The organism is Pantoea sp. BJ2 (assembly GCF_040255075.1).
Taxonomy (GTDB): Bacteria; Pseudomonadota; Gammaproteobacteria; order Enterobacterales; family Enterobacteriaceae; genus Pantoea; species Pantoea leporis.
The window spans coordinates 373,912-398,194 of sequence record NZ_CP158294.1; the positions used below are offsets into that span (position 1 = coordinate 373,912).

Genomic DNA, 24,283 nt, shown 5'->3' on the forward strand with positions numbered 1-24,283 from the left:
GTACAGCATACATCTCAGAATTACTTACAATTTTTTAACTTCACTGAGATGGTCAGGGTGTCCGACACGGTATAAACGATAATGGCAGAACGCGAAGACAGCTTCATGATGGCGTTTAAAGCAATAAAAAGGGCATGGATAGTACGTTATATATTGCTAGAATATTCCGGCGATATTCAGGATATCAGTTAACCCTGACGAGAATCTGCGCCGACTCACAGGCTGGAGTATGGGAGGACAAACGATTGCTTAATTAATTTCGTCAACGGTGCAAAATTTCACTGGCAGTGTTAAACACCTAACACGTTGACCCTCTGAAAATCTGAATCAGACTTAACGCTATGTTTCAGACCCGTCACGAGGCTAATAGGAGTACGTATTATCCAGCCCTGAACGTCGCAGACTTCGTTCTTCGTAGTTAAAATTGCAGTTATTAAAACCTATGAAGCCCGGCATGACCGTGGCCCATGCTGCTCGTCTGCACAGGGACAATGCGAATCAGACCCGTAAATAGGGCAGGTATCAACGGTCAGATATTTTTTTATGCATTCACTATACTGGCGGCCGCTATTTACAAGTGATGTGGAAAATTTCGGGGATTAAGACTTCGCGCCACTCAAAGCTGGGGCTGAATCGCTTGCATTAAGACAGGATATTCCGCCACCACGGGATTTTGTCGTCCCCTTTAGGCTCTATAAAGGGTGTAGTCTGTATGCTCCGGCATTGGAAAGTACTGATAAAGGGAACAACAACGACTGAATAGTTTCATAGTCTGATAGCCGAAAAAAAATGACAGCAGAATATACATACTATTTACTGAACCAGCTTCTCTACGACCTGAAAATGAGCATATGTGCAGGCACATGTAAATGATGTGCTAATTAAATAGTAAGCTGCTGGAGCTGAATGACTGGAAGCTTCTTTATTTGATAATCAGGTTTTGCGACAGGGAGCGAATCTTATGTAGGTGATGTGAGAAAGGGATATACGAGGAAGTACGGCGTATATAAGCTAACTGGAAGCAAAAATTATTGTTTGTAAATTTCTATGGTTTGCATAAATTGGTTGCGAAAATATTAAAAAATGCATGGAAGTGATTTTTTTACGCTATAAATATATGCAGATTATATACGAAGGAAGAATCAATGAATAACGCAAAAGAACAGGTTAAGAAAATTATTTGTGACGAACATGGATATACTCTTGAACAATGTATTGATAGTGCTTCATTAAGAACAGATCTTAAATTAAATGAAATTAAAATCATGAAATTAATTTTCCGAATTGAGAAGGTTATGTCAATCAAAAGTCGACCCGTAACAGCTTTAGGGAATATACAAACTGTAAAGGAGTTGGTTGATTATGCAGAGAGATTATAATAAAAAATACTAGGCAGCCAAAGTAGGCTCTCTTTATAATGATTTAAGTTGGCTGTGTGTTTCTTACTTTAATATTTTTTGGTAGCGCATGATGTGCAGGCTTTATTTTAAAGCTGAAGCGGCAATGCTGCATACAAAGTAAAAACGGCTAGTAATTCCGCAGGTTTTTTAAATTATGATTAACTACTTTTTTCTGTATTACATGAGTAGGAATTTAATCAGAGCGACAATCCTGATTTAAATGCATTGATCATTTTTCAATGATACGAAGAATTAACTCCAACGAAATCTTTTAAGATTAAAATTGTGAATTCATTTTCAAAGGTTAAATACTAAATAGCTGCGCCTGATACCGCTACACTTTTGCCAGTCATGTTTTCTTTCAGGGAATGGACTGACGTTTTTCATAATTTGATGAACCTTTTTCAGTAACTGCCACACTGGACGACATTGGTGATTACGCGTTATCGTGTCGTGAAGTGCCTGCCATGATCGCTTGTCGTGGTTCACTCATGCCGAGTAAACCGCCTGAAAAATTACCCTATCTTTGTGTTCTTACAGCCAGCGCTGGGTTTCATGGCTTTTGTGGATGGTGTAATTATCTACGATAAGCGTGATGGTTTTTGCCCGTCAATATGTAGCTTTAAGATGCTTTAACAGACTAATAAGTAACGATGAACTTTCTTTGCCCGTTCCACTGTGCAGTGCTCCGGCCAGATAATATTTTTCATTCTACTCGGTGTTACCACGCGTTTATGGTGTAGCCGCAACCGTCAGTCTGCACCGATTTTGAGATTGAGGTGGATATCCACTTCGTCTTCGTAAAATACCGGATTTTTTGCGCTGCATTCGTCCAGCGCTTTGCAGTTGGCGACCATATTTTCATCTTTATACGGATAACGAATTCGCAACGATGGTGCTGCCCTGCGTCACACAAGACCGGCAGCAGGTTCTCGCGATCATATGTCACCCACAGAACATGAAAACCAGTATTATTAACGGCTACAAAATGTCTGGATTATCCGTGGCGATTCAGTTTGATGAGATGACCATACCGTGCACTTGCTGCATAAAACCTTCCAGGGTGGGTTCCGGCCAGTCGCACCATTATACATCTCTTTTTTTTTGCGACCTGAGACCCCTTTTTGATATTTGTTTTACTTAGAAGTGTGGAAACAGGGGGGAGTCAAGCGCTGTGCAGGTAAACGATATGCAGCATCCATGAATGAGGTGATATTCAACAGCGGCCTGTTTTTCGCCACAGTATAACGGTGTTTGCGTGGCAGGCGGTACAGGTATCTAGAGCTGTCCTCCAGTATATGGATTAAGCGCCTGAGATTGTGTTTGGTAGGAATGCCAGGGCGCGATGACGATAGTAAACAAACACATCAGGCCAAGCTGTGCTGTCAAAGCTACAACCCGTAGCATATATATTTTATTTAGCCAGTGGCTTGACCATGGCTTGCTTCATGTCTTGCCCGGAGCCCTGGAAATCTATTCTGTTAGGTTTATAAAATGTAAGTATGAGCTGTAAAGCTCATTATCCCCAGCGTGCTTGATGTCAACACGTTCGCTGTGGATGATGCCGTCTGCATAGACGGGTGAATCAATAACAGTATTAATACAGTTAAATTCGATGCTTTCAGGAGACATTATTCTCCGGATAAGGGCTATTAATTCTACTCATCAACACTAAGAGGTTATTATGTCAAGTGAAGGAGAGGTTCAGGGGTTAGTTATTGATATATCAGGCGGATGGGTTAAGTCAGGATTCGCCGGAGATGATGCTCCTCGATCAGATGTAAACTTAAGCCATCTGATAACAGATTTTGAAAGTACATTTGCAAAAATTGCACATGGGGAGCTGCGCATCGATCCGAGTGAGCATTCTATATTGCTTATTACATCCGGTAAGGATTTCATAAGAGAAAATCTGTATAGTTTATGCTCAGTTTTATTTAATAAGTTTCATGCACCCGAGGTATATATAGCGTCTGCTCCCCTGCTTGCGCTTTATTCATCCCAAAGAGAAACAGGAGTCACGATTTACGTTGAACAAGATATAATTGAGGTCAGCGCGTATTACGAAGGTAATTTAACCGGAGGAGTGGTAAAACATGGGCACTATACCGGAAAAGACGCGGTTAACAACAATGATGTTTTATACCAGGCAGACAGTATATGCGAAGCAGTAAAACAGTGCATGGATTCATGCGAAAAGAGCCTGCATGAAGTGCTGTCTGGCAATATCGTGATGGCCGGGAGGCTGGACAACAACACTCCGCTACCTGCGGGTTGTGAAAAATTACTCAGCGAGAAACTTACCTCAGCGCTGGGGGTACCGGTGAATATTGGCCCTAAAGAAAGTAATGAAATAATGTATCGTAGCTGGAGAGGTGGAAGTATATTAATTTCCCTGGGAATTTTCAAGCAGACATGGATCTCTAAAGAGGAGTATGATGAATGTGGTGTAGGTATAATAGATGAGAAATATTTTTCAAAATGACGAATCCCCTGGGCTTACTGATGAATATTCTAATTTCATATTATAGCATTCGTTCGTGAGGGATTTCTCTATATTTCACCGAAAAGGTTGGCCGCCTGACAGACTAAGGTAATTCAGGGGCTGAGGGTGAATTTCTTTTCGCTAGAGTTTATATATAGGCCGAAGGTTAGAGGTTCAGGCGCAGTAAAAAGCATGATTTAACACTTAAATTCAATGTTAATACTGAATTTAAGTGGCATCTTTTAAACCTTTATAATTGTATCATTATGGGTAAGCAAGTAAGGCCTATATATATTAATACGTCCGTAAATAAATGGAGGAAGTGGCGATATAAGTGCCTTATTGAATGAGAAATTTGCTTTTTACCGCACAGTGAGTTGGAAGGATAAACACCGCACTTAATTAAACATAAGCTTTTTCTGAGGTTATCTTTCGGCTGTGCGTACCGAATAATACGTTACGGCCTGCTGCATTTTATAAAGTTCAGTGACACCTCGCCGGAGATTGTGATACGACTATCTTTCAATTTATCCATCATACTGTAAATTAAGATGGTGTGGTAATTCAGCGATGAATGAGGTCTAAACTCGTTATAGTCATGCCGTCAGCCATGAATAATTTATCCAGGCATGCGGAAAATCGCTAAATCTGTGCTCATTCAGGGCACGCCCCAAGCACTCAATAAATCCGTTCTGTGTTGACTTCCCCGTCTGGATTAAGCGCAACTCAATACCATGCTTTAAGGCGCATTGACTGAGCGTTCGGGAAGTCAATTCTGGCTCTAAGCGGTTTTATCGTCGCAGGATAGCTACGAAACAGCGCAATGAAGTCCATAACGCGTGTTACCACTACGGATGTAGTTCCGAAAGCAGTAGTGATAGCGAAATGATCCACAGTGTCAGGAACTTGATTTGGTTCCGAACCCCTGTATCAATTATAAAATCCATCGACCAGATCAAAATGCATTTACATGCAAATGGGCATGCCTGAACTTGTCTTACGGGCCTGATAATGTGCTCTATATTGTCAAAAGCCTCTATCGCAGAGTTTTGAAGGGACAGATGGTACTGATTAAATGTTAAGAAATGAATACATCTTAAGTATATTAGCACCATTAGACGATTTCGCCGACATTGTTAAAAACAGCATTGAGATATCAGAGCGTATTTGCCTCATATGAATAACGAACGTCCTGACCCATTGTCACATCTGTTTCTCAGCATTACCATTATGTAGATGGTCGAGTATCTTCATTTTTTATGTCGCAAACTCACGATTCAAAACGAGTTAATTATTTTTATAAATAATTAACGCAGTAAGAGATGGACGCCGGTATTCATTTCATCAGAAACAGAAGTGAATAGCCTTGCATGGCTGGAAGTAGCATCCATTTCCATAAGGTCTATAACCCAGTTATGGAATCGCTGAGATTCCTGTTTTATGGCGTCTTCAGGTGTGCTTTTAAGTGGGTTATACATGATGGTTTTTCTGCTGGCGTAAAAATTTCGTGGCAGAGAATTGTCATCGAGTTTTGCATCACGCATAAATCCATCAGACATGAAGGCATCATTGATTCGCTGATGCGCTGAAGATGCATCCTTGAAATCATAGCTAATCAGATAAATAAGATTGATGCCATTCAGACTTTGCAGCTCATTCATTTTCCGGTTCCTCACAATAGAATATTAGAAATAAGAAAATCAGCAAGTTGGACATTAATTCAACAATAAAAATGCACATGCTTAACTATTAAACACTACAGGTAGTGCGTCAAATACATTAGCGGAAATGTGATGCGATATAACCGGTGCAAACATATAACTAGCATGCGAATTAGGTCGAAAATGAACTGATTTCTGTAATTTTATGCGAGTATGCGAGCGTGCGCAGGACGTTTAACGGACAGCAGGGCCTGGGTATGCGTGTTGCTGTGAGAACCATTAAGGACACTTATAACAGTTAGTAACGCATGGTACAAACGTGGTCGCACACAATGAGTACCTTGACATCGGTAGCCCCGGAGGGGTGGTTAATATGCATTTCAGTGTTAATGACTTATATATTTTACAGCGTAATGTGAAGGGGGACCCGGTGTCTTCCGTCGTCATCAGAAATATAACCTCCTGCGATCCCCGTTTATGTCCAGTGCCTCATCCTTCTATAGATAAGGGGATAATTCCACAAAATTATCATTACTATTTTTTACTTCTCAGGGTTTTTCGGTCAAGCATTGATAGCAGAGCTGAACACTCATTAAATCTGTCATGTAATCTGTCTGAAACAGGAGATTCAAGTTTATTAAGCACGGGTTGAATCTGTGTAGTCCAGGTATGTTGGATGACATTAAAATGCTCAGAAAGCAGGTTCAGATTATACTTTTGTTTTTTTTCAACACGTTTACGTTCTCTGACGGTTTTACCAAAAAAATGCATGAACAAAACATGATGGCATTTACGTTTATAGATATGCAATGTGTCTCGTAATTCTGGTTTAACTCGCTTAACATTTACCCTGAGTAACCAGCCATTTAACTGTTCGAGGGGAAGAAATAACATTTTTTTTTGACCTTGTGGAGTCATTACTGTTGTTATAACAATGTCCTCACTGAGAATGTCATCACGGAGGATGCGTTTACGCTGATAGGGCCAATCCAGCCCAGCTGCTTCGCATATCGGTTTTATAGCCACATAAGGTCTTCTTCTGATGGTCGTGGCAATCATTGAATCATGCGCAAATGGGATTGTGATTAAACGATTCTTCATGTGTCATTTCCTTTTGTATCGCAAAGCCTGACTTTTATGAGATCTGCCATATAAATCAAGTAAAAGGGCCAGAAGACCCATGCCCGAGATACTCTCTCTAAGTCGCGATGAAGAACGCAAACCTGGAAAAACATATTTGCTTCCGGTTATGCGCAATATAAACACCAAAGTAAGGTGCATGAAATTGCCTCCAATTCTTATCACTTAATAAGTCACGCTGCTGAAATAATGCTCAGTGGTATCGACTCGCCAGCAGCGTTTAGCTTTACAACGATGCTAGCGTTGTAAGTAAGGATATAAAAATGATCAATCCCACAAAATAGAACGTCATTACAAAAAGATGTTTAAATCACGGTAAAAATATCTAATATGGGTATTCTGCCCCAGTCTGCTTTTTAAAAAGTGATAGTTCAGTTTGACTGTTTGAGGACAGAGTCTCGCTATACTGCCTGCAACATTTGTTCCCGGGCCTGTTGCTGTAAAACGCTGCAGACTTCTCAGCAAGGGTATGCAAGTACCATGAGTGTCTTATGATCGACGATGACACCTTCCGCCACTTAAGTCAGATAGTCTTGAATCCTCGCCCAGAGCGAGGGATATTCAGAAACTGAACCACTGTCAATTTTGTGAGTTTCATCCTAAGCCTGTATTGAATCGATATTTAAAGGTTGCAGAACTGGCGAGATTGATAAATGTCTGATGAGTCGATGGGACATACCCCGATGATGCACACTGCAGCTCTTTACTGCGGGGACGTAGTTTCGCAGGGGGGACATAGCCTGGATTGGCAACCGGCTTCTTTAGACGATGATTCTCCTCCTGGCATAATTTTTTGCAGATTTAAACCGGGGCACCTGAAACCAGTTTTATGTATGAGACCCGTTACAGACGTGTCTCAATCTTCTTCATGGCAAATACGATCTGCCTGCTGATAAATCATATTAAGCCGAAAAACTTACTGACAAACGTGAAATCATGCAGGGTTAGTCTGGGATGTAATTGCGTAACATAGCCAAAACGCAAACTTCCGGGATAGGGATAGACGCCAGTCAGGTGACATTTTGGTCTGAACTCTTTATTGGAGCCATCCTATAAACGTGTGATGTCAATACGCTGCTTGAGGATGACTTTTCCAAGGGGGGTAAAGAGCGTTACGTCATCATTATCAATATACCATTCCCGGTATAGGGGGTTATCAGATAGTACCAGTAACCTGTCTTTTTTCATTTGAAGGCGTTTGATATGCAACGTGTCCGCAAAGAAGAAAGCATAAATGCCATCAGTGGTGAACTGAGTGATTCGCGTATCAAGATAAACAAGATCGCCAGTATCTAATGTAGGAGACATACCATCGCCGTTGACAATCAAAAACCTGACTGCCTTAGGTTCATGTTTACCGAAAAGAATTTCCGCATGTTCAGGTGTAAATTCCAGAGCGCGAATACCTGCGTCAACATGAGGTGTAGGGACCATCTTAGCGCCACTAAGGGGCGCTACATCGAGTATTTCTACCCGACAACATTCTGGCGTGCGGAACTCAGGCAAACCAGTGTTTGACATATTCTTATCATCAGCACCCAGTAACCAGTTTAAATCCGCACCAACATAACCAGCGAGTTTTAGCAATTTGATACGACGTGGTATGGATTCAGCGTTAAACCATTTGCTTACCGCCCTGGGTGAAACTTTCAATGCAGAGGCTATCTGGGCCTGTCTGCCCTGTATTTTAATCCCCGCATTATCACAAGCTAACGTTAACCTTTGTGAAAATACCTTACGGGTAACCTCGTCATGATTTTCGATTTCCATTTTTTTCCTACTTGTAAGTACTGTAGGTTCCGTTATAGCATGAACTTGTAGTTCACCTCAATGGATGACATGCGAAGCCCTGACAAAGAGGAGCGTAGACTGATTACTTTCTATATGTCTGAAACAAAACTCAAACAGTAAAGTGCAACGCCCAGGCACCAAAACTTTAAGGTAATTAGTCATGTTTTACATCAGATGATAGATGGTAAGAGAGACAAGGCTTCTGCCGCTACAACTCATTTGAAATCAAAACTAATTAATCCAAAGGTGATACTTTATGTTAAAAATATCCCGAAGCATCATCGAGCTATATTGATAGTGTTACGCGCAGCAAAAACTCAAACATCACGGATCATATGAATCCAGCTTGGGAACGAAGACTCCTGTGCTACAGCACTTTACAGGAAAAAATAAATAAGGTCGCTAAAGCATTCATGAGCAATACAACCTCAGCCTCTTGACATGAGGATTTAATTAAAGAGGTAAACACTGTGAGCACAATGAACAATAGAGACACTCCACATCTCTGCCAAAATTATTTGAAAAAATGTCGCGGTCCCAAGGTTGTTATAATCACAATCTGATTGCATTCAAATCATATTTGATGGAAGAGTCTGAAAATATGATTTTTGTATCGTGCAAAATCTGATTAATTGCTGGAAAGAAATTGTCTGTCTGAGGACGTAGACCAAGGTTTATCTCAGGCACTTTAATACAGATAACCAATGGTTAAAGAAAACGCATTCAAATAGATAGGTATAAGTTCAATACAGGTCCTTATAACATATTTATACTTGCCCGTTAACAAACTGAAGGTGAACAATATGCGCGACATACAACTTATACTGGAACGCTGGGGTGTATGGGTTAGTTGTGGCGAATCTAATTTGGGTTATCCACGGATAGCGGCAGGGTTTTCAAGATTGCTACCAGCCAGACGGCGACATCTTGCATCCTGTTCTGACAATGACGGGTTATTTATAAATGAAGCGATGATTCGTTTAAGCAAATATGATGAATATCTTTGTACACTTATTGAGTGGCATTATATAAAACATATGACGTTGAGAGAAATGGCGTCCAAACTTGGAATATCACACAATCATGTTTCAGTGCGTATTCAGACAGCAGAGGGATGGATTGATGGATGTCTGCATGCTCTTAATATAAGGCTTGAAATGGACCAGCAATGCAGTAATGAGCCCAAAGAAAAAAATAAAGTAAAAAAAGTTGTGTAATGACAAAAACACGATTACCTTGATAGAAATAGTTTTTTTTAATCGTAATCTGGAATTTAAATATCAGGTGTAATGAAGAGTTGTTGCTGATACAGGAAGATCTGTTTGATCACAACAATTCTTGAAGCGATGTATTCTGACCCATAACTTTATTGAAATGAAATTAAGCTATTCTGCTCGAGGTATGTATTATGAAACAAACAAAACTGCGGATTACTTTAGACTGTGGAGATCACGATGGATCAGTCACTCAATGTTGTAACCAGCTTAAACCGTACTGCAATAAATGAAGTGTTAGCTGACTGCCTATCACAGTCAAGCCATGCGGAGATGCTATGTGCGTTGGCCGGCGCAGCTTTATTTGTTATAAGCCGGGATAATCTTAAGGTATGGAAGCAAGCTGCGTTTGCATTAATTTCTTTCGTGGGTGGGATCTTTAGCTCTGAGTTCATTTCCGAACTATTAAGTGGGCTGCTGAATATGATGTTATTTAAACTCGGCCTTGAACAGATAATAAGAGTTCCTCGTGAAACTGGTGCGTTAGTAGCATCCGCCGTTTGTGTGACTGTACTTTTAAGAATAGTAAAAGTGGTGAGGAACTATCCCGATATAATTTAGCTAACTTCACATAGGACGGATGATGAGTTATCAACAAGGTGTAGAGTATCTAAATACAATTATATGCGGACTGATTTGCTTGCGGATTCTTTTTTTTCAGAAAAGAGGTAATTTTCATTTAGGATATTCACTGTTGGCCTATTTGCTTGTATTAATGTCTGCTCGATCAGCATTAGAGCCTGCCGAACTTTCTGAGGTAGTGCTCAATGTTTTTATTTGTACAGTTATATGGAAGGTGAAAGGCAATATAGCCAAGCTGGCAACATGAAATAGAGTGCAGGTTTTAAAGTAAGAGAATGGAACTATGGATAAGCGACTTTTTGCTGACGTAACGGGGTTATCAGGAGGTGATACGGATCGCTGGTATCACGCAATAATGGCTGCTATGGATGAGTTTAAAATACAATCTGCACTGTCTCAGGCGATGTTCATCGCTCAGGTGGGGCATGAATCATTGGGATTTAAACGACTTTCAGAAAACCTGAATTATTCGCCATCAGGGTTGCAGACTATTTTCGGTAAACAACGATTTCCTGAAGAAGTAGCCTGGTCACTGGGACGGAACGAAGAGCACCCAGCCAGGCTCAGGGAGATTGCAGATCGCGCCTATGGAGGTCGACTGGGTAATACAAATCCTGGGGACGGATGGGTTTACAGGGGAAGAGGACTAATTCAGATAACAGGAAAATACAACTATGAACAATGCGGAATCGCATTGAGAAAGAATTTATTGAAAGAACCTGAACTTCTAGAATCCGATACATTAGCTGCCCGATCGGCAGCATGGTACTGGGATTCAAAAAGTTGTAATTCAACATGTGGAGACCTGGTCAGGACGACAGAAAAAATAAATGGGCCAGCGAAAGCAGGTCTCGAAGACAGAAAAAAAAGATTTAATATGGCTTGTAAAGCATTAGGCATTAATTGCTTATAAAAATGGTAGATATGTTCAAGATTTTATTATCAGGGAAATTTTTAGTTTTACCCACATTAATTACGATTATTTTATGGTTAGTGTTCAATCTTAACAATTTACAGGGTAAAGTGAAAACCTACCAGCAAAGAGCTTATCATGCAGAATCACTTGTCGTTACCTTACAAGGGAAAGTGGATGATATGAAAGCACGCCAGCAATCCGTGGCAGATTTAGATAAGAAGTACAGTATGGAATTAGACAATGCTAAAAAAGCTATTAATGAACTTGAATCTGATGTTATTGCTGGCAGGCGCAGGTTGCAACTCAGTACAAAATGTGCGAGTACCACCACCTCCGCCGGCATGGATGATGCTTGCACCACCCGATTTAACCACGCCCTTGAACGAAATTATTTCACCCTCAGAGAAAGAATAGTTTTAAGCGAGAAAATGATATTGGGGCTGCAGCAATACATCGCTGAACAATGCGCATATTGATTTTGCATTCTGAAGCTCAACTTTGCGGATAAGAGGAGGGTGAAAGTTTTTGAAATGAGTAGTGCTTATTTTTTTGATAAGGCGTTACTTTCTTTGTGCAAATATTAATATTCACAAAGTTGGTTAACAAACCTCAAAAATCAACTGCCTATTCCCAGTCACCGCATTATCAACGTATGTATTTAATGTAAAAGTGAGTGGAGATCGTGTCATAAAAATTTTAGCTTCACTATTAAATTAAAAACCACCAGGGAAGTTCTATGAAAACAAAAATACTCGCAAGTCTGGCGCTCTTTGTTTTAACTAATTCTACAATGGCTTCACAGGGGATCATAAAATTCAGTGGAAGTATTATTGAGTCACCCTGTAAGGTTTCACAAAAAAATGGAGTCTTTACTGCAAGCTGTTACAGAAAAGGCGTCATTCAGACTAAAAAAATTTTTCTTAATAAATCCTTTGAAACATTGCCTTTTGGTGTAGGAAAGGTGCTTATCAGAAATTTCGAAAACGTTAAATTAGTTACCATTCAATACCAGTAAAAAGGGTCTTTATACCTGTGCTGCAAAACTGGTTCCGGTGTAATTAGATAACGAGGCAATTTACAGCAAAATCCTGCAATGTATTATAATAGTTCTTATTTCACTTCGGATTACATTTAGAATTTAGTCCAATTATTTCGTGCCAATGATGCATATCTATGATAAGGCAAGTTAATAATATAATGGATGCAGTGTTAAAACGAATAATTTTCAAGCGTAAGGCTCAATAGTAAAAAACTTTTGTTGATTAAAAGAGTTTCAATTTTCAAACCCAAAAATAATCAATACTGCATCTAAGCAGGAGGCTTATCTTTGATACGCTGTTATAAACTGGATTCTGCCCTAATTCACTATTTTATCATTATATCTAAAATAGAGATCCGAGCTCGAGAAATGACAATTATAAGTAATATGAAAATGCTGAGGACGATATGACCTGCCCCTAGGATTAGATACAACCTTCAGTTAGTAATGTCGGTTGGTTTTTCTTCATATTTCCCGTTTCGCCAGCCTGCTGCAAATTCAGCTGGCGTCTGGTAATCCAGAGATGAATATGTGGTCGACACTCGTTATAATCCTGCCGCCAGTCATTAATGATTTCCCGGGCATGAAGAATATCGCTGAACCAGTGTTCATTCAGACATTTATCCCGAAAGCGGCCATTGAAGCTCTCAATAAATCCGTTCTGCGTTGGCTTGCCTGGCTGGATTAAGCGCAACTTAACACCATGTTCAAAGGCCCATTGATCCAGCGCACGGCAGGTAAACTCCGGACCCTGATCGGTTCTTATCGTTGCAGGATAGCCACGAAACAGCGCAATGCTGTCCAGAATGCGCGTCACCTGAACGCCTGTAATCCCGAATGCCGTGGTGATCGTCAGACACTCCTTCGTGAAATCATCCACGCAGGTCAGACACTTAACCCGGCGGCCGCTGGCAAGAGCATCCATGACAAAATCCATTGACCATGTCAGGTTCGGCGCATCCGGACGAAGAAGCGGAAGCCGCTCAGTCGCCAGCCCCTTGCGGCGTCGCCTGCGCTTTACACCCAGGCCGTTGAGATGATAGATGCGGTATACCCGCTTGTGGTTGACGTGAAGGCCCTCCCGGCGCAGTAACTGCCAGATGCGCCGGTAGCCAAAGCGGCGGCGTTTAAGTGCCAGCTCTGTAATGCGTAGGGACAGCAGCGCGTCAGCAGCCGGACGCTGAGCCGAATAACGGCAGGTCGACAGGGGCAAGCCTGCCAGCCTGCAGGCACGACGTTGCGACAGACCTGCGGCCTCACACATGACTTCCACGGCTTCCCGCTTATGGTCTGTCGTCAGAACTTTCGGCCCAGAGCCACCTGAAGCGCCTCCTTATCCAGCATGGCTTCAGCGAGCAGCTTCTTGAGGCGGGCATTCTCCTCTTCAAGTGACTTGAGCCGCTTCACTTCGGGGACTTCCATGCCGCCAAACTTCTTGCGCCAGGTGTAGAAGGTGGCGTCTGAAATAGCATGCTTGCGGCAGAGTTCCCGGGCCGAAACCCCGGCTTCTGCCTCGCGGAGAATACTGATGATCTGTTCGTCGGAAAATCGCTTCTTCATGGGGACGTCCTCATGTGACTTATGAAGACATTACTAACATCGCGGTGTATTAATCAACGGGGAGCAGGTCAGATAAGCACAAGCTTCTATCAGCGCTGGATAATGCTTAAAAAAAATTATTCATCCCAATAGAGAGTACAACAGTGCATGGACCAGTAGACTCATCAAAGAGAGCAAAGAAATGATGGACAGAAAACAAATATCGTGAGGATGTTTAAAGCAACCAGCTTAAGCATACGTCGGTAACAGGATAGCCAGAAGTATTAGTTACATCACCTGCGTTTGAATATATATAATTTCATTTTACAAAAGACTGAGCTTTGATAATCTGTTGGCTTATATAAAGCAAATGTCTATTATTGCTGATATGTGCTTAGGTGCACTTGAGACGTTAATCATAAACTAGTCTCGAATTGATTGTTTAGTTTCAATACTTTTATATGCCTGTTACATTTGAGTAGTCAGCGTTATTACTTTCCATAAGGTTTTAACTGGAAAATGATCAAAAACGGTCAAATCATACGTAAAATGCTTTTTTAAAAATTCGTTAAAAAGTGACAGTCTTTTGATTCTTGTTCTTCTAATCGAGAAGGAAAGATACCGATGCAATCGTTGAGAAAATTGCTTGACCCTTAGTCTGTTCAGAAGGTGAAAAGCCGGTAAATATCAGGCTTTGGAGAAAACTGCTTTGTCTGGGGATCAGGTCCATGTTTAATAAGATGCTGGCTTATTTTTACTATGATTTTTACCTACGAAAAATATCAGGGTTGTCGGGGCATCAGAAAATAAACTCCAGTCAAAAATGGATTATATATTTTCAGCATAAGCTGCAGACTCTTATTTGGTTACGGAGAGGCTTCGACGACTTGTCCAGTCTCGTTTAGGGGGCATTCGCAGGTGGGCGTTGGTTGAGCGATGCCTGGTATCATTAATGTGTATACCAGCAGTGAGAAGATGATTCGTATTTTTAAGCTCATATCCCCAATGTCCAGCAGGTTCCTGCAAATTCATTACCACTATCTACATCTGATGCACTTCTGCATACCGCTGTTCTGACCCATGCAGTTCCCAGACTGTTAATGAGCGTAAAGGTCATTAATCATCAGCGGGCATAGCAGTCGATTGTCATAGTCGTCGTAGCTATAAAAATCCTGCGAAGTCAGGTCTGCATTCCAAAGTCTTGCGCTTCGTTCAGCGCGTAGCTACGTGGACGTTTGAATGGTAGCGCCAGCCCGCTCCACGGGAGTAAGACGGTGAATGCGTTTATAATTTTGCTACAACGCTCCCATGTCATAAGGACTTATTTTTTCAAAACTATGGTGCAAATGGGTTTCGCTAATTTCTCTGAACTATTCGAGCAGGCATTCCAGACCCCGTTTATTTTCGTCAGTACATCCTGCGACAGGCATTTATCAAAGCATAAATCAGAAGTCTGTTTCTTCTGGTCAAGACATCTTCACAGGGCTGATGCATGTCGCAGTCCTGTAGTATTCATCTTGCTGTTAGTGTATTAACAGGTATAAGACGTAATCTTGGAGATGTTAATATTCAAGCAAACTTCGGGCCCGATTATCCGGTGTATGTATAGTGGTAAAGACTTAGAGCGTTGCTGTCTATCTTACATATTGTTGGATCAATCTTCACTAAGGAGAACCAGTATCACGTACTATTTCATTAGCTATTCTGGCAGGATTGATGATAGTGCCATGCAGTGCTAGAAATTCCTTAAATAGTCGTCCGGGCTCATGTGTTGTACAAACTGGTAGCAGGATTTCGCATGCGAAATCTTATATACACATCTGGATTTTTGTCGTTCCAAGGGCAGGGGAAGCAGAATATCATTTCGTTAACTTTGGTAATAATTTATTAAATGAGTATGGTCGTTAAGAAGTCATTTTAAAAAAGCATATCACATGCCATAAAATGGGCATGCCCTAAAGCGGTTTTTTATGCAATTATGTATTAAACATTTAATGGCTTTTATAAAATGAAATAAACTACGTAAGAAAACTACACACGCTAGACGAGTGTTATTTGTTAATGCCACTTTATACAGTCTACCATGATCATTCCTGAGTAGTTTAAGGGGGTGCAACAAATGTAATATCCGTAATTTCTTTCAACATTCAGAACGCATTTGTGGAATAGGGAATCATTGATTTGAAAGTTACGCTATAAAAACCTGAAAAAAAGATTTGATAGCTATAAGTAAAGCAATTGATGAATCTTACGACGTGAGGCGTTGGGTGGTTTTAATTTACAGAAAGGATGAAGAAGGATTAAGTCTTAGGTGCTAAGAAGGAATAGCTCGCTGATTTTTTCATTTGGTACTTCATTATCTTTTTATCAGGATAGTTTGGGTAATGTTTGTTAAAATGAATCTACATTCATAACTTATTGAATTAAAGCCTTTTTTCGGCACCTGTTGCAGTATCTGATTTACCTATTCATGGCCTGAGTCAGGGGAGAGCATGTCCAACATACATTCCAGCGTTACAGAGATAGTGTCGAAGTGCACATGTGTTAAAGACATTTTAATAACAGGTGAAACGCTTCTGATACACGACTTACAAATGGATTCAATGAATCTAACAGAAATGATGTGCTTGCTGGAAGAAGAATTCAGCATTGAAATAAATGAAAGTGACCTTGATGACATGCGGAGCATTAACGATATTGTTGATTTTATCGGTTTAAGCGGCTCCAGAGTGTAAGCTTTGAGAAATTTCGCCAGATCGGCACATGAGCTTAAGTAAGAGATTTTTTGCTAATTATCAATTATAGCTAATAGTTTATAACTTATTTATTAAATTTTTTGATATTTTCTCAAGTATTTTTTTTGGCAGTGACCATTTTTTTAACGGCGACATTTTATCTTTCTTTGTTAGCGGCGGTTTGAAAAATATGCCTGTTGGTGATTCAATCCATCCACGGCTATGATGCCTGTGCGTAATTTTTTGATGATTTTTTAAATATGAAGAAAGGGGCGGATACTGCTCTACCATTTTTTATCTCCGTAATAAAAACGCAACTTGATTCTCGTTGAAAGATAAGATAATCAGTTTTGTAAACTAGATAATGGTTTTGTAGGTTTGTTTTATCATTGTTTTGTATAGAATGAAATGCTTGAGAAATGTTTTAAGAATAAAGCTATGTGCTACACTGGCCTGTTTTGAGTCTTGAAGCTCAAAATGCGTAAAACTCATTAACTGAGTTAAATATTCCCTGGTTTTATTAAAGAAGAATCAACAAAGAGTTAAATAAATCTAAAGTCTTAACTAGTTTTTACGATAAGATTTTGGTAAGTGATAAAAGCTATTATAGAGTTTCCTTACGGCACAGATATGCATGTTTTAATGCGACACATTTAATACACATGGTCAGGCTTGTCCTGAAAGGTTTCTTCTTGTAATATTGATGATTCCTTTCCGGAGGAAAACTCCATTTTATCAATAGATGATGAATGCTCCTGAATTAGCGGTTCAGCCGTGTTAACAGGATGAAAAAATTCATGCGCTATAAAAAGAAGTGATGCTGTCAGAAACGAATAGGTTATTCCTTTAATCCCTGGAAGAAAGCTGTTAACACGTGCAAATACTAATGCTGAACTTGCCCGGGTAAAAATATCATTTTTTACCCGGTAATTGCTGAGCGTTGTATCGTCATCAGGTACTTCTGCGACATTGTTAATTAAATAACCATTTCTTGGAACAGTAGTAATTACTTGTGAGCCTTCAGTGAAGTGAAGCAGTGAGCGACGGAGTATGTGCATTGTCTGACGAACGGCGTTATCTGATACTACGATCCCTTTTGCATTCCATACTCGACTAACGATAGTCGCTTTGGACACAATTTCTCCTTTTTTCTCAATTAGTAACATCAGACACTCGCGCGCATGTTCACCTAAAATGATCTCGTCATCTAAGTTAGATAGTTTGCCAGTTGAATAAGTAAAATATACTTTTTTGTCTATCAGGTACATGTAGGACCCCTACAAAACATTAAGAACCACACTATAAATCTGAGATTTGTAATATCAAGTCATTCTTAAGTGAATCATGATGTTTGTTGATGCGTTAAGTTGTTATTTTATCATTCCTCCCTTTTTTGCTCTGATCACGTCAGCTCACCGTCTGATGCGGCTGCGAGAAGGCGCAGTGTGATGTTACTGAGTGCAATGATTTGTTAATTTATTTTTTTCGCGGGAGAAAAAAATAAATCTCTGCGGTGATTTTTTCATCATGATTAGGTGTATCGAACAGCGTAAATTACAACACTGACAAAATTAGTGGTTATGACTGATGAGAATTAATCTTAACTGCATCGCTACGATATGTATGCTTCTTTTTTCAACGCCGGCTTTGTCTACATGTTGGAATCTTGCAGAGTATACATATGGAATCGATGCAAACCTTCTTAAAGCAATTGCCCATGCCGAATCAGGCATGAATTCGGCTGCTATGAACAGAAATACGAATGGGACCTATGACATAGGTCTTATGCAGATAAACAGTACTCATCTACCACGACTAAAAGGGATAGGAGTAACTGAAGAGATGCTTATCGTCAATCCATGCATTTCACTCTTAACAGGCGCATCCATTTTAAATGGAATGATTCGCCAGTATGGCTACGGCTGGGAGGCTGTAGGGGCATATAATGCGGGAACATCATCAAAACGAGTTAAGTTAAGAAAGAAGTATGCAACAAAGATTGCCAGAATTTACCGCAATTCAAATGGGTATTATCCATGGTAAATAATTCTCTTTCTGCTAGTGACGAACGTACACATGAACCCTCAATTAAAAATTATGCTGATGACCATATTGAAGTGAATTCAGTCTGGTGGATCCAGGGAGATGCGCAGGAAGGTGCGGTGCTTTCGCTCACCCGGACTGATGACACCTCGCTCTACAGGTTAAGACCTGCAGAGACAGGCGTATTATGTTTTAAAGCCTCTTCTGTATCATTAGTAAGTGGCAATATCAAAATTGTGAAAGGCAACTTTGCAGATATTGTAAAGCTGCAGGCATTTATCGATGCAGCTTTTGGTCAGGAACCAGTTATCAGAACGCCGGTCTGGAGTGATTTATATTTAAGCCCCTTTAGGAAAGAGCTAACCGATGAAGGCTTTAAGAAATGGCTGATCACACTGAATCTCAAACGTGAAGGCCGAAATTCGAATATTTGCGATCTGCTGAGAAGTACAGAGTCCTACTGGGTTATCCGGTTCTTACTTAACTCTTATGACAATGAGCTGTCTTTAAAGTCTATGGGTGAACGATATGGATTATCGTCATCTCACTTTCGACGAATCACAAAGCAAGCCCTAGGCAATTCGACAAAGTATGAATTATGCCAATGGCGATTATCTAATGCTTTGCTCGAGTTACTCGAAGGCGATATTTCGATAACTGACGTTGCAATTAAACACGGTTATGCCTCGCTATCTCATTTTTCAAATGAGGTGAAAAGTACCCTGGGCATACCTCCTCGTAAGTTAAAGAATTTAATTGAATGTATTAGTAACAATGAAACTAGTAAATAAATTTAACCTAAGCGTATTAGGTTGTAGCCTGATGTTATGCTTAACGCTTCCTGTCTATGCTGAAAATGCGAGTATTGCTGATACAGTGGGATATACTGCAGAAAAAGATTCGCTCAAGACTTTTTTTGAAGCTGTATCAACAAAGCTTCACAAGCCAATCATTGCCAGCCCACTGGCGTCCAAAAAAAGAGTCACCGGCAGTTTTGACCTGTCGTCTCCGGATGCACTTATTAGCCGTGTATGTAATCAGATGGGGTTAATTTGGTACTCCGATGGCCAGAGTGTATTCATTTATGATGCGTCTGAGACGAAAAGCACGATTGTGACTTTGGTTAATACATCTGTCGCATCCGTTAAGAATTTCCTCGTATCTTCTAAATTATATGACACCCGATATCCTATACGCGATGACGCTGCGACGCAGACTTTTTACATCTCAGGTCCTCCAGCATATATAAAAATTGTTACAGATGCGGTGAGCTATCTTGAAAGCAAAATGGATACGCCCTCGGACTATTCCAGTCTGAATGTGATCCCCTTGTACAATACATTCGTGAGCGATCGCTTCTATCGTTATCGGGATGAGCAAATAACAATCCCTGGAATGGCTACGATTATCAGCCAGCTTACCGGTGCATCACCGAATGCTTCGCATGAGGTTAATATACCGGAAAAAAAAACTGAAGCAGGGGATGAAACTGAACCGTCGACCAGTAAAACACGGTTGATGTTTCCTGAGGCAACGGGCATCCCTGATACGTTACTGACGTCCTCACCGGCAATCCGGTTATCCCGGGCAGAGATCCCGGCTATTGTTATACCGAATCCCGATAACAACAGCTTACTTGTTAAGGGATCGCGTGAGCAGGTCCGCAACATCAGAACACTTATCAACGGACTGGATCTACCCAGAAGGCACATTGAAATGTCTGTCTGGATCATTGACCTTCAGAAGCAGGAACTTGATCAGTTAGGCGTTAACTTTAAAGGTTCCCTGAATATGGGCAATAGCCTCGGCGTATCTTTGAACGGCGGCGGAACAAGCACTGTTGATGGCGCTTCTTTTATGGCGGCTGTGCTGGCGCTGACAGAAGAGAATAAAGCAAATATTGTTTCCAGACCAATGATACTGACACAGGAAAATGTGCCAGCGGTTTTCGATAACAACAGGACGTTTTATACAAAATTGCAGGGAGAACGCGTCACCAATCTCGAGCATGTGACATATGGTACATCGCTGAATGTACTTCCTCGTTTCACTCAAACGGATGATGTAGAACTTTTGCTCAACATTGAAGACGGAAATGAACTTCGTCAAAGCGATTCAGGCGATATGTTGCCGGAAGTAGGGCGTACACAGATCAACACGATTGCTCGTGTACCGAAGGGAAAAAGCCTTTTGGTTGGGGGGTACTCGCGTGAAGAGAAAAGCGAAACTGATTCAGGTATTCCAGGACTAAAAAACATCCCTTGGGTTGGAAAGCTTTTTAGTTCCCGCGTAGAAAAAAATGCAAGCCTGGTGCGTATATTCCTGATTCAGCCTAAGGAAATCTATGGGAATGATTCTAAAGATGCCAGAACTATGATTTCTGATATCAAGGGCAATTCCGCATCAGATAAACTTTTAGACTGGACCGAAAACTTCATGAATGGCATCCAATGGCCGGCCCAATCCAGCACCAAGTAAGCGTTACGCCTGCCAGACTCGCTGAAGTCAGAGAAAGGCAGGAGGCCAGAGGGCAGACTGAACTATCCAGAGATCTTACTGGTAGTCAAAACACGAATATTGCCGATGATACTGACAGTAATGTCCCTACGCTACAGCAGTTTTTGTCATCAGTTGATGAAATATCAGCGTATGTTGCCCTCATAAGGAACCGGCGGGAAATAGAGAAACGTACTGAATTTCTTAATGACCCTGACATTGATTACATCCTTGATGATGAAGGACACGAACATGTTAATTCGCTGATCAACGCGGTACGGGTTGCAGCAGTTAAAGCAAAAGATAAGTCTGAGAGTAAATGGGTCCTGTTTCCTCGTGCACGGGAGCTTTTCAGAGATGATAGCTGCCTTATAGCTGCATTGCGTGTCATGTTAAACAGGCGTCGATTGTTCCCTGAAGAGACGGATATTATTCAGGAAGCATTAAATGAAGCGCAGGAACAATGCAACAGTAAGGCGACCAAGGCTGGACTGAATATTGCGCTTAAAGCCAGGATTTTCGGAAGGAAACTTAAACTAAGCCCCTCAATAGTCAGAAATGCTTACAGAGAATTTCTGGAGGGAGACGATTCTGAAGTGCTCAGCTATGAAAAGTGGGTCGTTCTTTTTGGTGCTTCCAGAAGACATATAATTATCGATTTTATAGAAAGTGCGCTGCTCGCTGATATTGAATCACATGACCCCAGCTGCACTATGCCTGAATTTGGGATGGTGCTAAGAAGACTGACGCAGATTAAAGTTCTTCGTACAAGCGATGACCTATTTATTAATGGCCTGTTTGAAAAAATACCCGAGATGAGTGCTCAGGTTGCTCACGAAGATTTAATATTGTTTCTGTTATGTCTTTTGTCTGATTCTGACAGCTTCGCTGATTCACTGAATCAACTGACGGAAAAGTTTTTTTCTGGTCTGAGTCAATGGCAAAAGTCGTTTTTTGTTCAGATGATTTATAATCACGCGAAGAAGCTACCAGTGGAAATGTACCTGAGCAATGAACACAGGGATATTTTACTTGAAAATATCATTGAGCTTTTGACTGATATATCAAATAACCAGATGCATGAAATGCGAGTGCTTAAAGATGACATTCAAAATGGAGGAGGGAAGTGATTAACCAGTTCCTTTCAAGAATTAAAAATCATCCGGAAATTTTTATTCTTATTCTGGTGATGACTATTATTGCTATGCTGGTGATACCGCTGCCTACACTATTAGTCGATTTCCTTATTGGCCTTAATATCGTACTGTCAGCATTAGTGTTTCTTTCATCCTTTTATATTGACAGGATACTAAGTTTCTCATCATTTCCTGCGATATTATTGATTACGACACTTTTCCGCCTTGCGCTTTCAATAAGCACGAGTCGATTAATATTGAATGATGCTGATGCAGGCGAAATCATTGCCACATTTGGTTTGTTCGTTATTGGCGATAATATAGTTGTCGGTTTTGTTATATTTGCAATCGTGACCATCGTCCAATTTTTGGTCATCACCAAAGGTGCTGAACGCGTCGCTGAAGTGGCCGCTCGTTTTTCACTGGATGGTATGCCAGGTAAGCAGATGAGTATAGATGCGGACTTACGTGCGCAGGCTATAGATTCGTCAGAGGCTACTCACCGACGTACCGTTCTTGAAAAGGAAAGTCAGCTCTATGGTTCTTTCGATGGTGCGATGAAGTTCATTAAAGGTGATGCGATTGCCGGCATAATTGTCATCTTTATTAACTTTATTGGCGGCATCAGTGTGGGCGTCAGCCAGCATAACATGGATATGTCTACTGCGTTATCAACTTACACCATGCTGACGATAGGCGATGGCCTTGTAGCGCAGATCCCTTCACTTCTGATTGCAATCAGTGCGGGTTTTATTGTTACACGTGTTAGCGGTGAAGGTGACAACATGGGACAAACCATGATGTCACAACTCTTCAGCAATCAGTTTGTGCTGATAATTGCATCAATCATTGCGTTGTTGATAGGGATTCTCCCCGGCTTCCCGCTCATGATATTCATCCTGCTGGCTATGCTACCGGGGGGGTTGTGCGCATACCGCTGGTATAAGATGCGTAAGACGACATCAGTGAAAAAAGCTGACATTACCCCATCTGACGAAGTTGACCGTGTAACTCAACGTAGCGGTACCCGATTAAGTATGATTGAGAATCTTGATGAGATAACACCAGTCACGGTTCCCCTGATGTTGTTAACCAGCCCAAGAGTAGGAGCTTATCTTGAAGAACTGAACGCCATCATGCGCTTTCGAAGTCAATTTTTTGTGGATTACGGGATCCATTTGCCAGAGATGGTACTGCGTACAACGCAAAAGCAGTCTGATGACACCGCTAAACTTTTGATCAACGAAATTGAAGCCAGTGAATTCACATTACATACCGACTGGCTGGCAGTGATAAATGGCTCAGATGAGATAGAACAACTGGGAATAAGTACACAGTTAAATGAAAATACAATATGGGTTCCAGCCGAACATGAGCAACAACTCAGTGAGCTCGGTTTTGTTACCCGTAGTGCACTAGATGAACTTTATTACTGTCTGATAAATGTACTTTTACTCAACGTAAATGAGTATTTTGGTGTGCAGGAAACAAAATCGCACCTTGACAGACTCGAAAAAGATTTCCCGGAGTTGATAAAAGAAGCGACACGCCATGCTTCAGTTCAGAAAATTTCTGAGATTTTCCAGCGCCTGTTGAGCGAAAAAATATCTGTCAGAAATACAAAGTTGATTATTGAGACGCTGACCGTGTGGGCGTCGAAAGAAAAAGATATTATCAATCTTGTAGAGCAGGTCAGAAGTGCTCTGTCGCGTTATATTTCATATAAATTTTCAACAAATGGTGTATTACGTGTAGTCATGTTTTCGGCTGAAGTAGAAGAAGTTATAAGGAAGAATATTCGCAGTACCTCAGGAGGCGTTTTCCTTAATTTATCCCCTGCTGAAGCAGAAGTGTTAATGGATAAAATTGAATACTCTTTAGGTGGGGTTTTGATGTCTCAAAAAGATTATGTGATTTTGACATCTGTAGATATCAGGCGCTTTGTTAAGAGATTCATTGAAGCTAAATATCGGCATCTGGAAGTTCTTTCATATGGCGAAATTACCGATAATGTTAAAATTGATGTCATCCGATCTGTTAATTAAA

At 40.8% G+C, this 24,283-nt stretch carries 19 protein-coding genes and 3 pseudogenes; 14 read left to right on the forward strand and 8 right to left on the reverse strand.

Features of this window, described 5'->3' with window-relative positions:
• Positions 1-1,145: 1,145 nt before the first annotated feature.
• The gene (locus tag AAF463_RS24885; RefSeq protein ID WP_350262584.1) at positions 1,146-1,379 is read left to right on the forward strand and encodes an acyl carrier protein; all 234 of its coding nucleotides are present in this window, start codon (positions 1,146-1,148) and stop codon (positions 1,377-1,379) included.
• Positions 1,380-1,697: 318 nt separating this feature from the next.
• Here the strand turns inward: AAF463_RS24885 and AAF463_RS24890 are convergent.
• A pseudogene (locus AAF463_RS24890) lies at positions 1,698-2,329 on the reverse strand (transposase); the annotation flags it as partial.
• Between the two features lie 755 nt (positions 2,330-3,084).
• On the opposite strand from AAF463_RS24890, the gene AAF463_RS24895 reads away from it, so the two are divergent.
• Positions 3,085-3,885, forward strand: coding sequence for a hypothetical protein (locus AAF463_RS24895; protein WP_350262585.1), 801 nt, complete (start codon positions 3,085-3,087; stop codon positions 3,883-3,885).
• A gap of 553 nt (positions 3,886-4,438) precedes the next feature.
• Here the strand turns inward: AAF463_RS24895 and AAF463_RS24900 are convergent.
• The 4 genes and pseudogenes from AAF463_RS24900 to AAF463_RS24915 form a co-directional block, all read right to left on the reverse strand.
• Positions 4,439-4,844 (reverse strand): annotated as a pseudogene (locus AAF463_RS24900) (integrase core domain-containing protein); the annotation flags it as partial.
• A 348-nt stretch (positions 4,845-5,192) separates the two neighbouring features.
• Positions 5,193-5,546, reverse strand: coding sequence for a hypothetical protein (locus AAF463_RS24905; protein WP_350262586.1), 354 nt, complete (start codon positions 5,544-5,546; stop codon positions 5,193-5,195).
• 534 nt (positions 5,547-6,080) lie between these two features.
• Complete coding sequence (locus AAF463_RS24910) at positions 6,081-6,647, reverse strand: phage antirepressor N-terminal domain-containing protein (RefSeq protein ID WP_350262587.1); 567 nt, start codon at positions 6,645-6,647, stop codon at positions 6,081-6,083.
• A 1,089-nt stretch (positions 6,648-7,736) separates the two neighbouring features.
• Positions 7,737-8,456, reverse strand: coding sequence for a S24 family peptidase (locus AAF463_RS24915; protein ID WP_350262588.1), 720 nt, complete (start codon positions 8,454-8,456; stop codon positions 7,737-7,739).
• Between the two features lie 824 nt (positions 8,457-9,280).
• Here AAF463_RS24915 and AAF463_RS24920 point away from each other — a divergent pair.
• From AAF463_RS24920 to AAF463_RS24945, 6 genes are all read left to right on the forward strand, one after another.
• Entirely contained in the window at positions 9,281-9,694 is a 414-nt protein-coding gene (locus tag AAF463_RS24920; RefSeq protein WP_350262589.1) for an antiterminator Q family protein, read from the forward strand.
• A 237-nt stretch (positions 9,695-9,931) separates the two neighbouring features.
• Positions 9,932-10,312 (forward strand): putative holin, encoded by a 381-nt coding sequence (locus AAF463_RS24925; RefSeq protein ID WP_350262590.1) that lies wholly within the window; start codon positions 9,932-9,934, stop codon positions 10,310-10,312.
• A 22-nt stretch (positions 10,313-10,334) separates the two neighbouring features.
• Complete coding sequence (locus AAF463_RS24930; RefSeq protein WP_350262591.1) at positions 10,335-10,580, forward strand: phage holin family protein; 246 nt, start codon at positions 10,335-10,337, stop codon at positions 10,578-10,580.
• A 36-nt stretch (positions 10,581-10,616) separates the two neighbouring features.
• Positions 10,617-11,246: a glycoside hydrolase family 19 protein gene (locus AAF463_RS24935; protein ID WP_350262592.1), complete on the forward strand. Its 630-nt coding sequence runs from the start codon at positions 10,617-10,619 to the stop codon at positions 11,244-11,246.
• An 11-nt stretch (positions 11,247-11,257) separates the two neighbouring features.
• Positions 11,258-11,725, forward strand: a complete 468-nt coding sequence (locus AAF463_RS24940; protein WP_350262593.1) for a lysis protein — start codon at positions 11,258-11,260, stop codon at positions 11,723-11,725.
• 260 nt (positions 11,726-11,985) lie between these two features.
• On the forward strand, positions 11,986-12,264 hold the full coding sequence (locus AAF463_RS24945; RefSeq protein ID WP_350262594.1) for a hypothetical protein: 279 nt from the start codon (positions 11,986-11,988) through the stop codon (positions 12,262-12,264).
• 461 nt (positions 12,265-12,725) lie between these two features.
• On the opposite strand, the pseudogene AAF463_RS24950 reads toward AAF463_RS24945, so the two are convergent.
• Positions 12,726-13,848 (reverse strand): annotated as a pseudogene (locus AAF463_RS24950) (IS3 family transposase).
• A 2,471-nt stretch (positions 13,849-16,319) separates the two neighbouring features.
• On the opposite strand from AAF463_RS24950, the gene AAF463_RS24955 reads away from it, so the two are divergent.
• The gene (locus AAF463_RS24955) at positions 16,320-16,562 is read left to right on the forward strand and encodes a phosphopantetheine-binding protein (RefSeq protein WP_350262595.1); all 243 of its coding nucleotides are present in this window, start codon (positions 16,320-16,322) and stop codon (positions 16,560-16,562) included.
• Positions 16,563-16,640: 78 nt separating this feature from the next.
• Here AAF463_RS24955 and AAF463_RS24960 read toward each other — a convergent pair whose 3' ends face one another.
• Complete coding sequence (locus AAF463_RS24960; protein WP_350262596.1) at positions 16,641-16,853, reverse strand: phage filamentation protein Fil family protein; 213 nt, start codon at positions 16,851-16,853, stop codon at positions 16,641-16,643.
• 362 nt (positions 16,854-17,215) lie between these two features.
• The gene (locus AAF463_RS24965) at positions 17,216-17,830 is read right to left on the reverse strand and encodes a winged helix-turn-helix domain-containing protein (RefSeq protein ID WP_350262597.1); all 615 of its coding nucleotides are present in this window, start codon (positions 17,828-17,830) and stop codon (positions 17,216-17,218) included.
• Positions 17,831-18,149: 319 nt separating this feature from the next.
• Here AAF463_RS24965 and AAF463_RS24970 point away from each other — a divergent pair, with 319 nt between their 5' ends.
• Genes AAF463_RS24970 through AAF463_RS24990 form a run of 5 tightly spaced genes read left to right on the forward strand, consistent with a single transcriptional unit; the run spans position 18,150 to position 24,282 of the window.
• On the forward strand, positions 18,150-18,605 hold the full coding sequence (locus AAF463_RS24970; RefSeq protein ID WP_350262598.1) for a transglycosylase SLT domain-containing protein: 456 nt from the start codon (positions 18,150-18,152) through the stop codon (positions 18,603-18,605).
• Positions 18,599-19,396 (forward strand): helix-turn-helix domain-containing protein, encoded by a 798-nt coding sequence (locus tag AAF463_RS24975; protein ID WP_350262600.1) that lies wholly within the window; start codon positions 18,599-18,601, stop codon positions 19,394-19,396. The genes AAF463_RS24970 and AAF463_RS24975 overlap by 7 nt, the downstream gene beginning before the upstream one ends.
• Positions 19,362-21,083 (forward strand): type III secretion system outer membrane ring subunit SctC, encoded by a 1,722-nt coding sequence (gene sctC / locus AAF463_RS24980; protein WP_350262601.1) that lies wholly within the window; start codon positions 19,362-19,364, stop codon positions 21,081-21,083. Before AAF463_RS24975 ends, sctC begins: the two co-directional genes overlap by 35 nt.
• On the forward strand, positions 21,056-22,231 hold the full coding sequence (sctW, locus tag AAF463_RS24985) for a type III secretion system gatekeeper subunit SctW (RefSeq protein ID WP_350262602.1): 1,176 nt from the start codon (positions 21,056-21,058) through the stop codon (positions 22,229-22,231). Before sctC ends, sctW begins: the two co-directional genes overlap by 28 nt.
• A complete protein-coding gene (locus AAF463_RS24990; protein ID WP_350262603.1) occupies positions 22,228-24,282 on the forward strand; it encodes an EscV/YscV/HrcV family type III secretion system export apparatus protein in 2,055 nt (684 codons plus the stop codon). Before sctW ends, AAF463_RS24990 begins: the two co-directional genes overlap by 4 nt.
• Position 24,283: the final 1 nt, after the last annotated feature.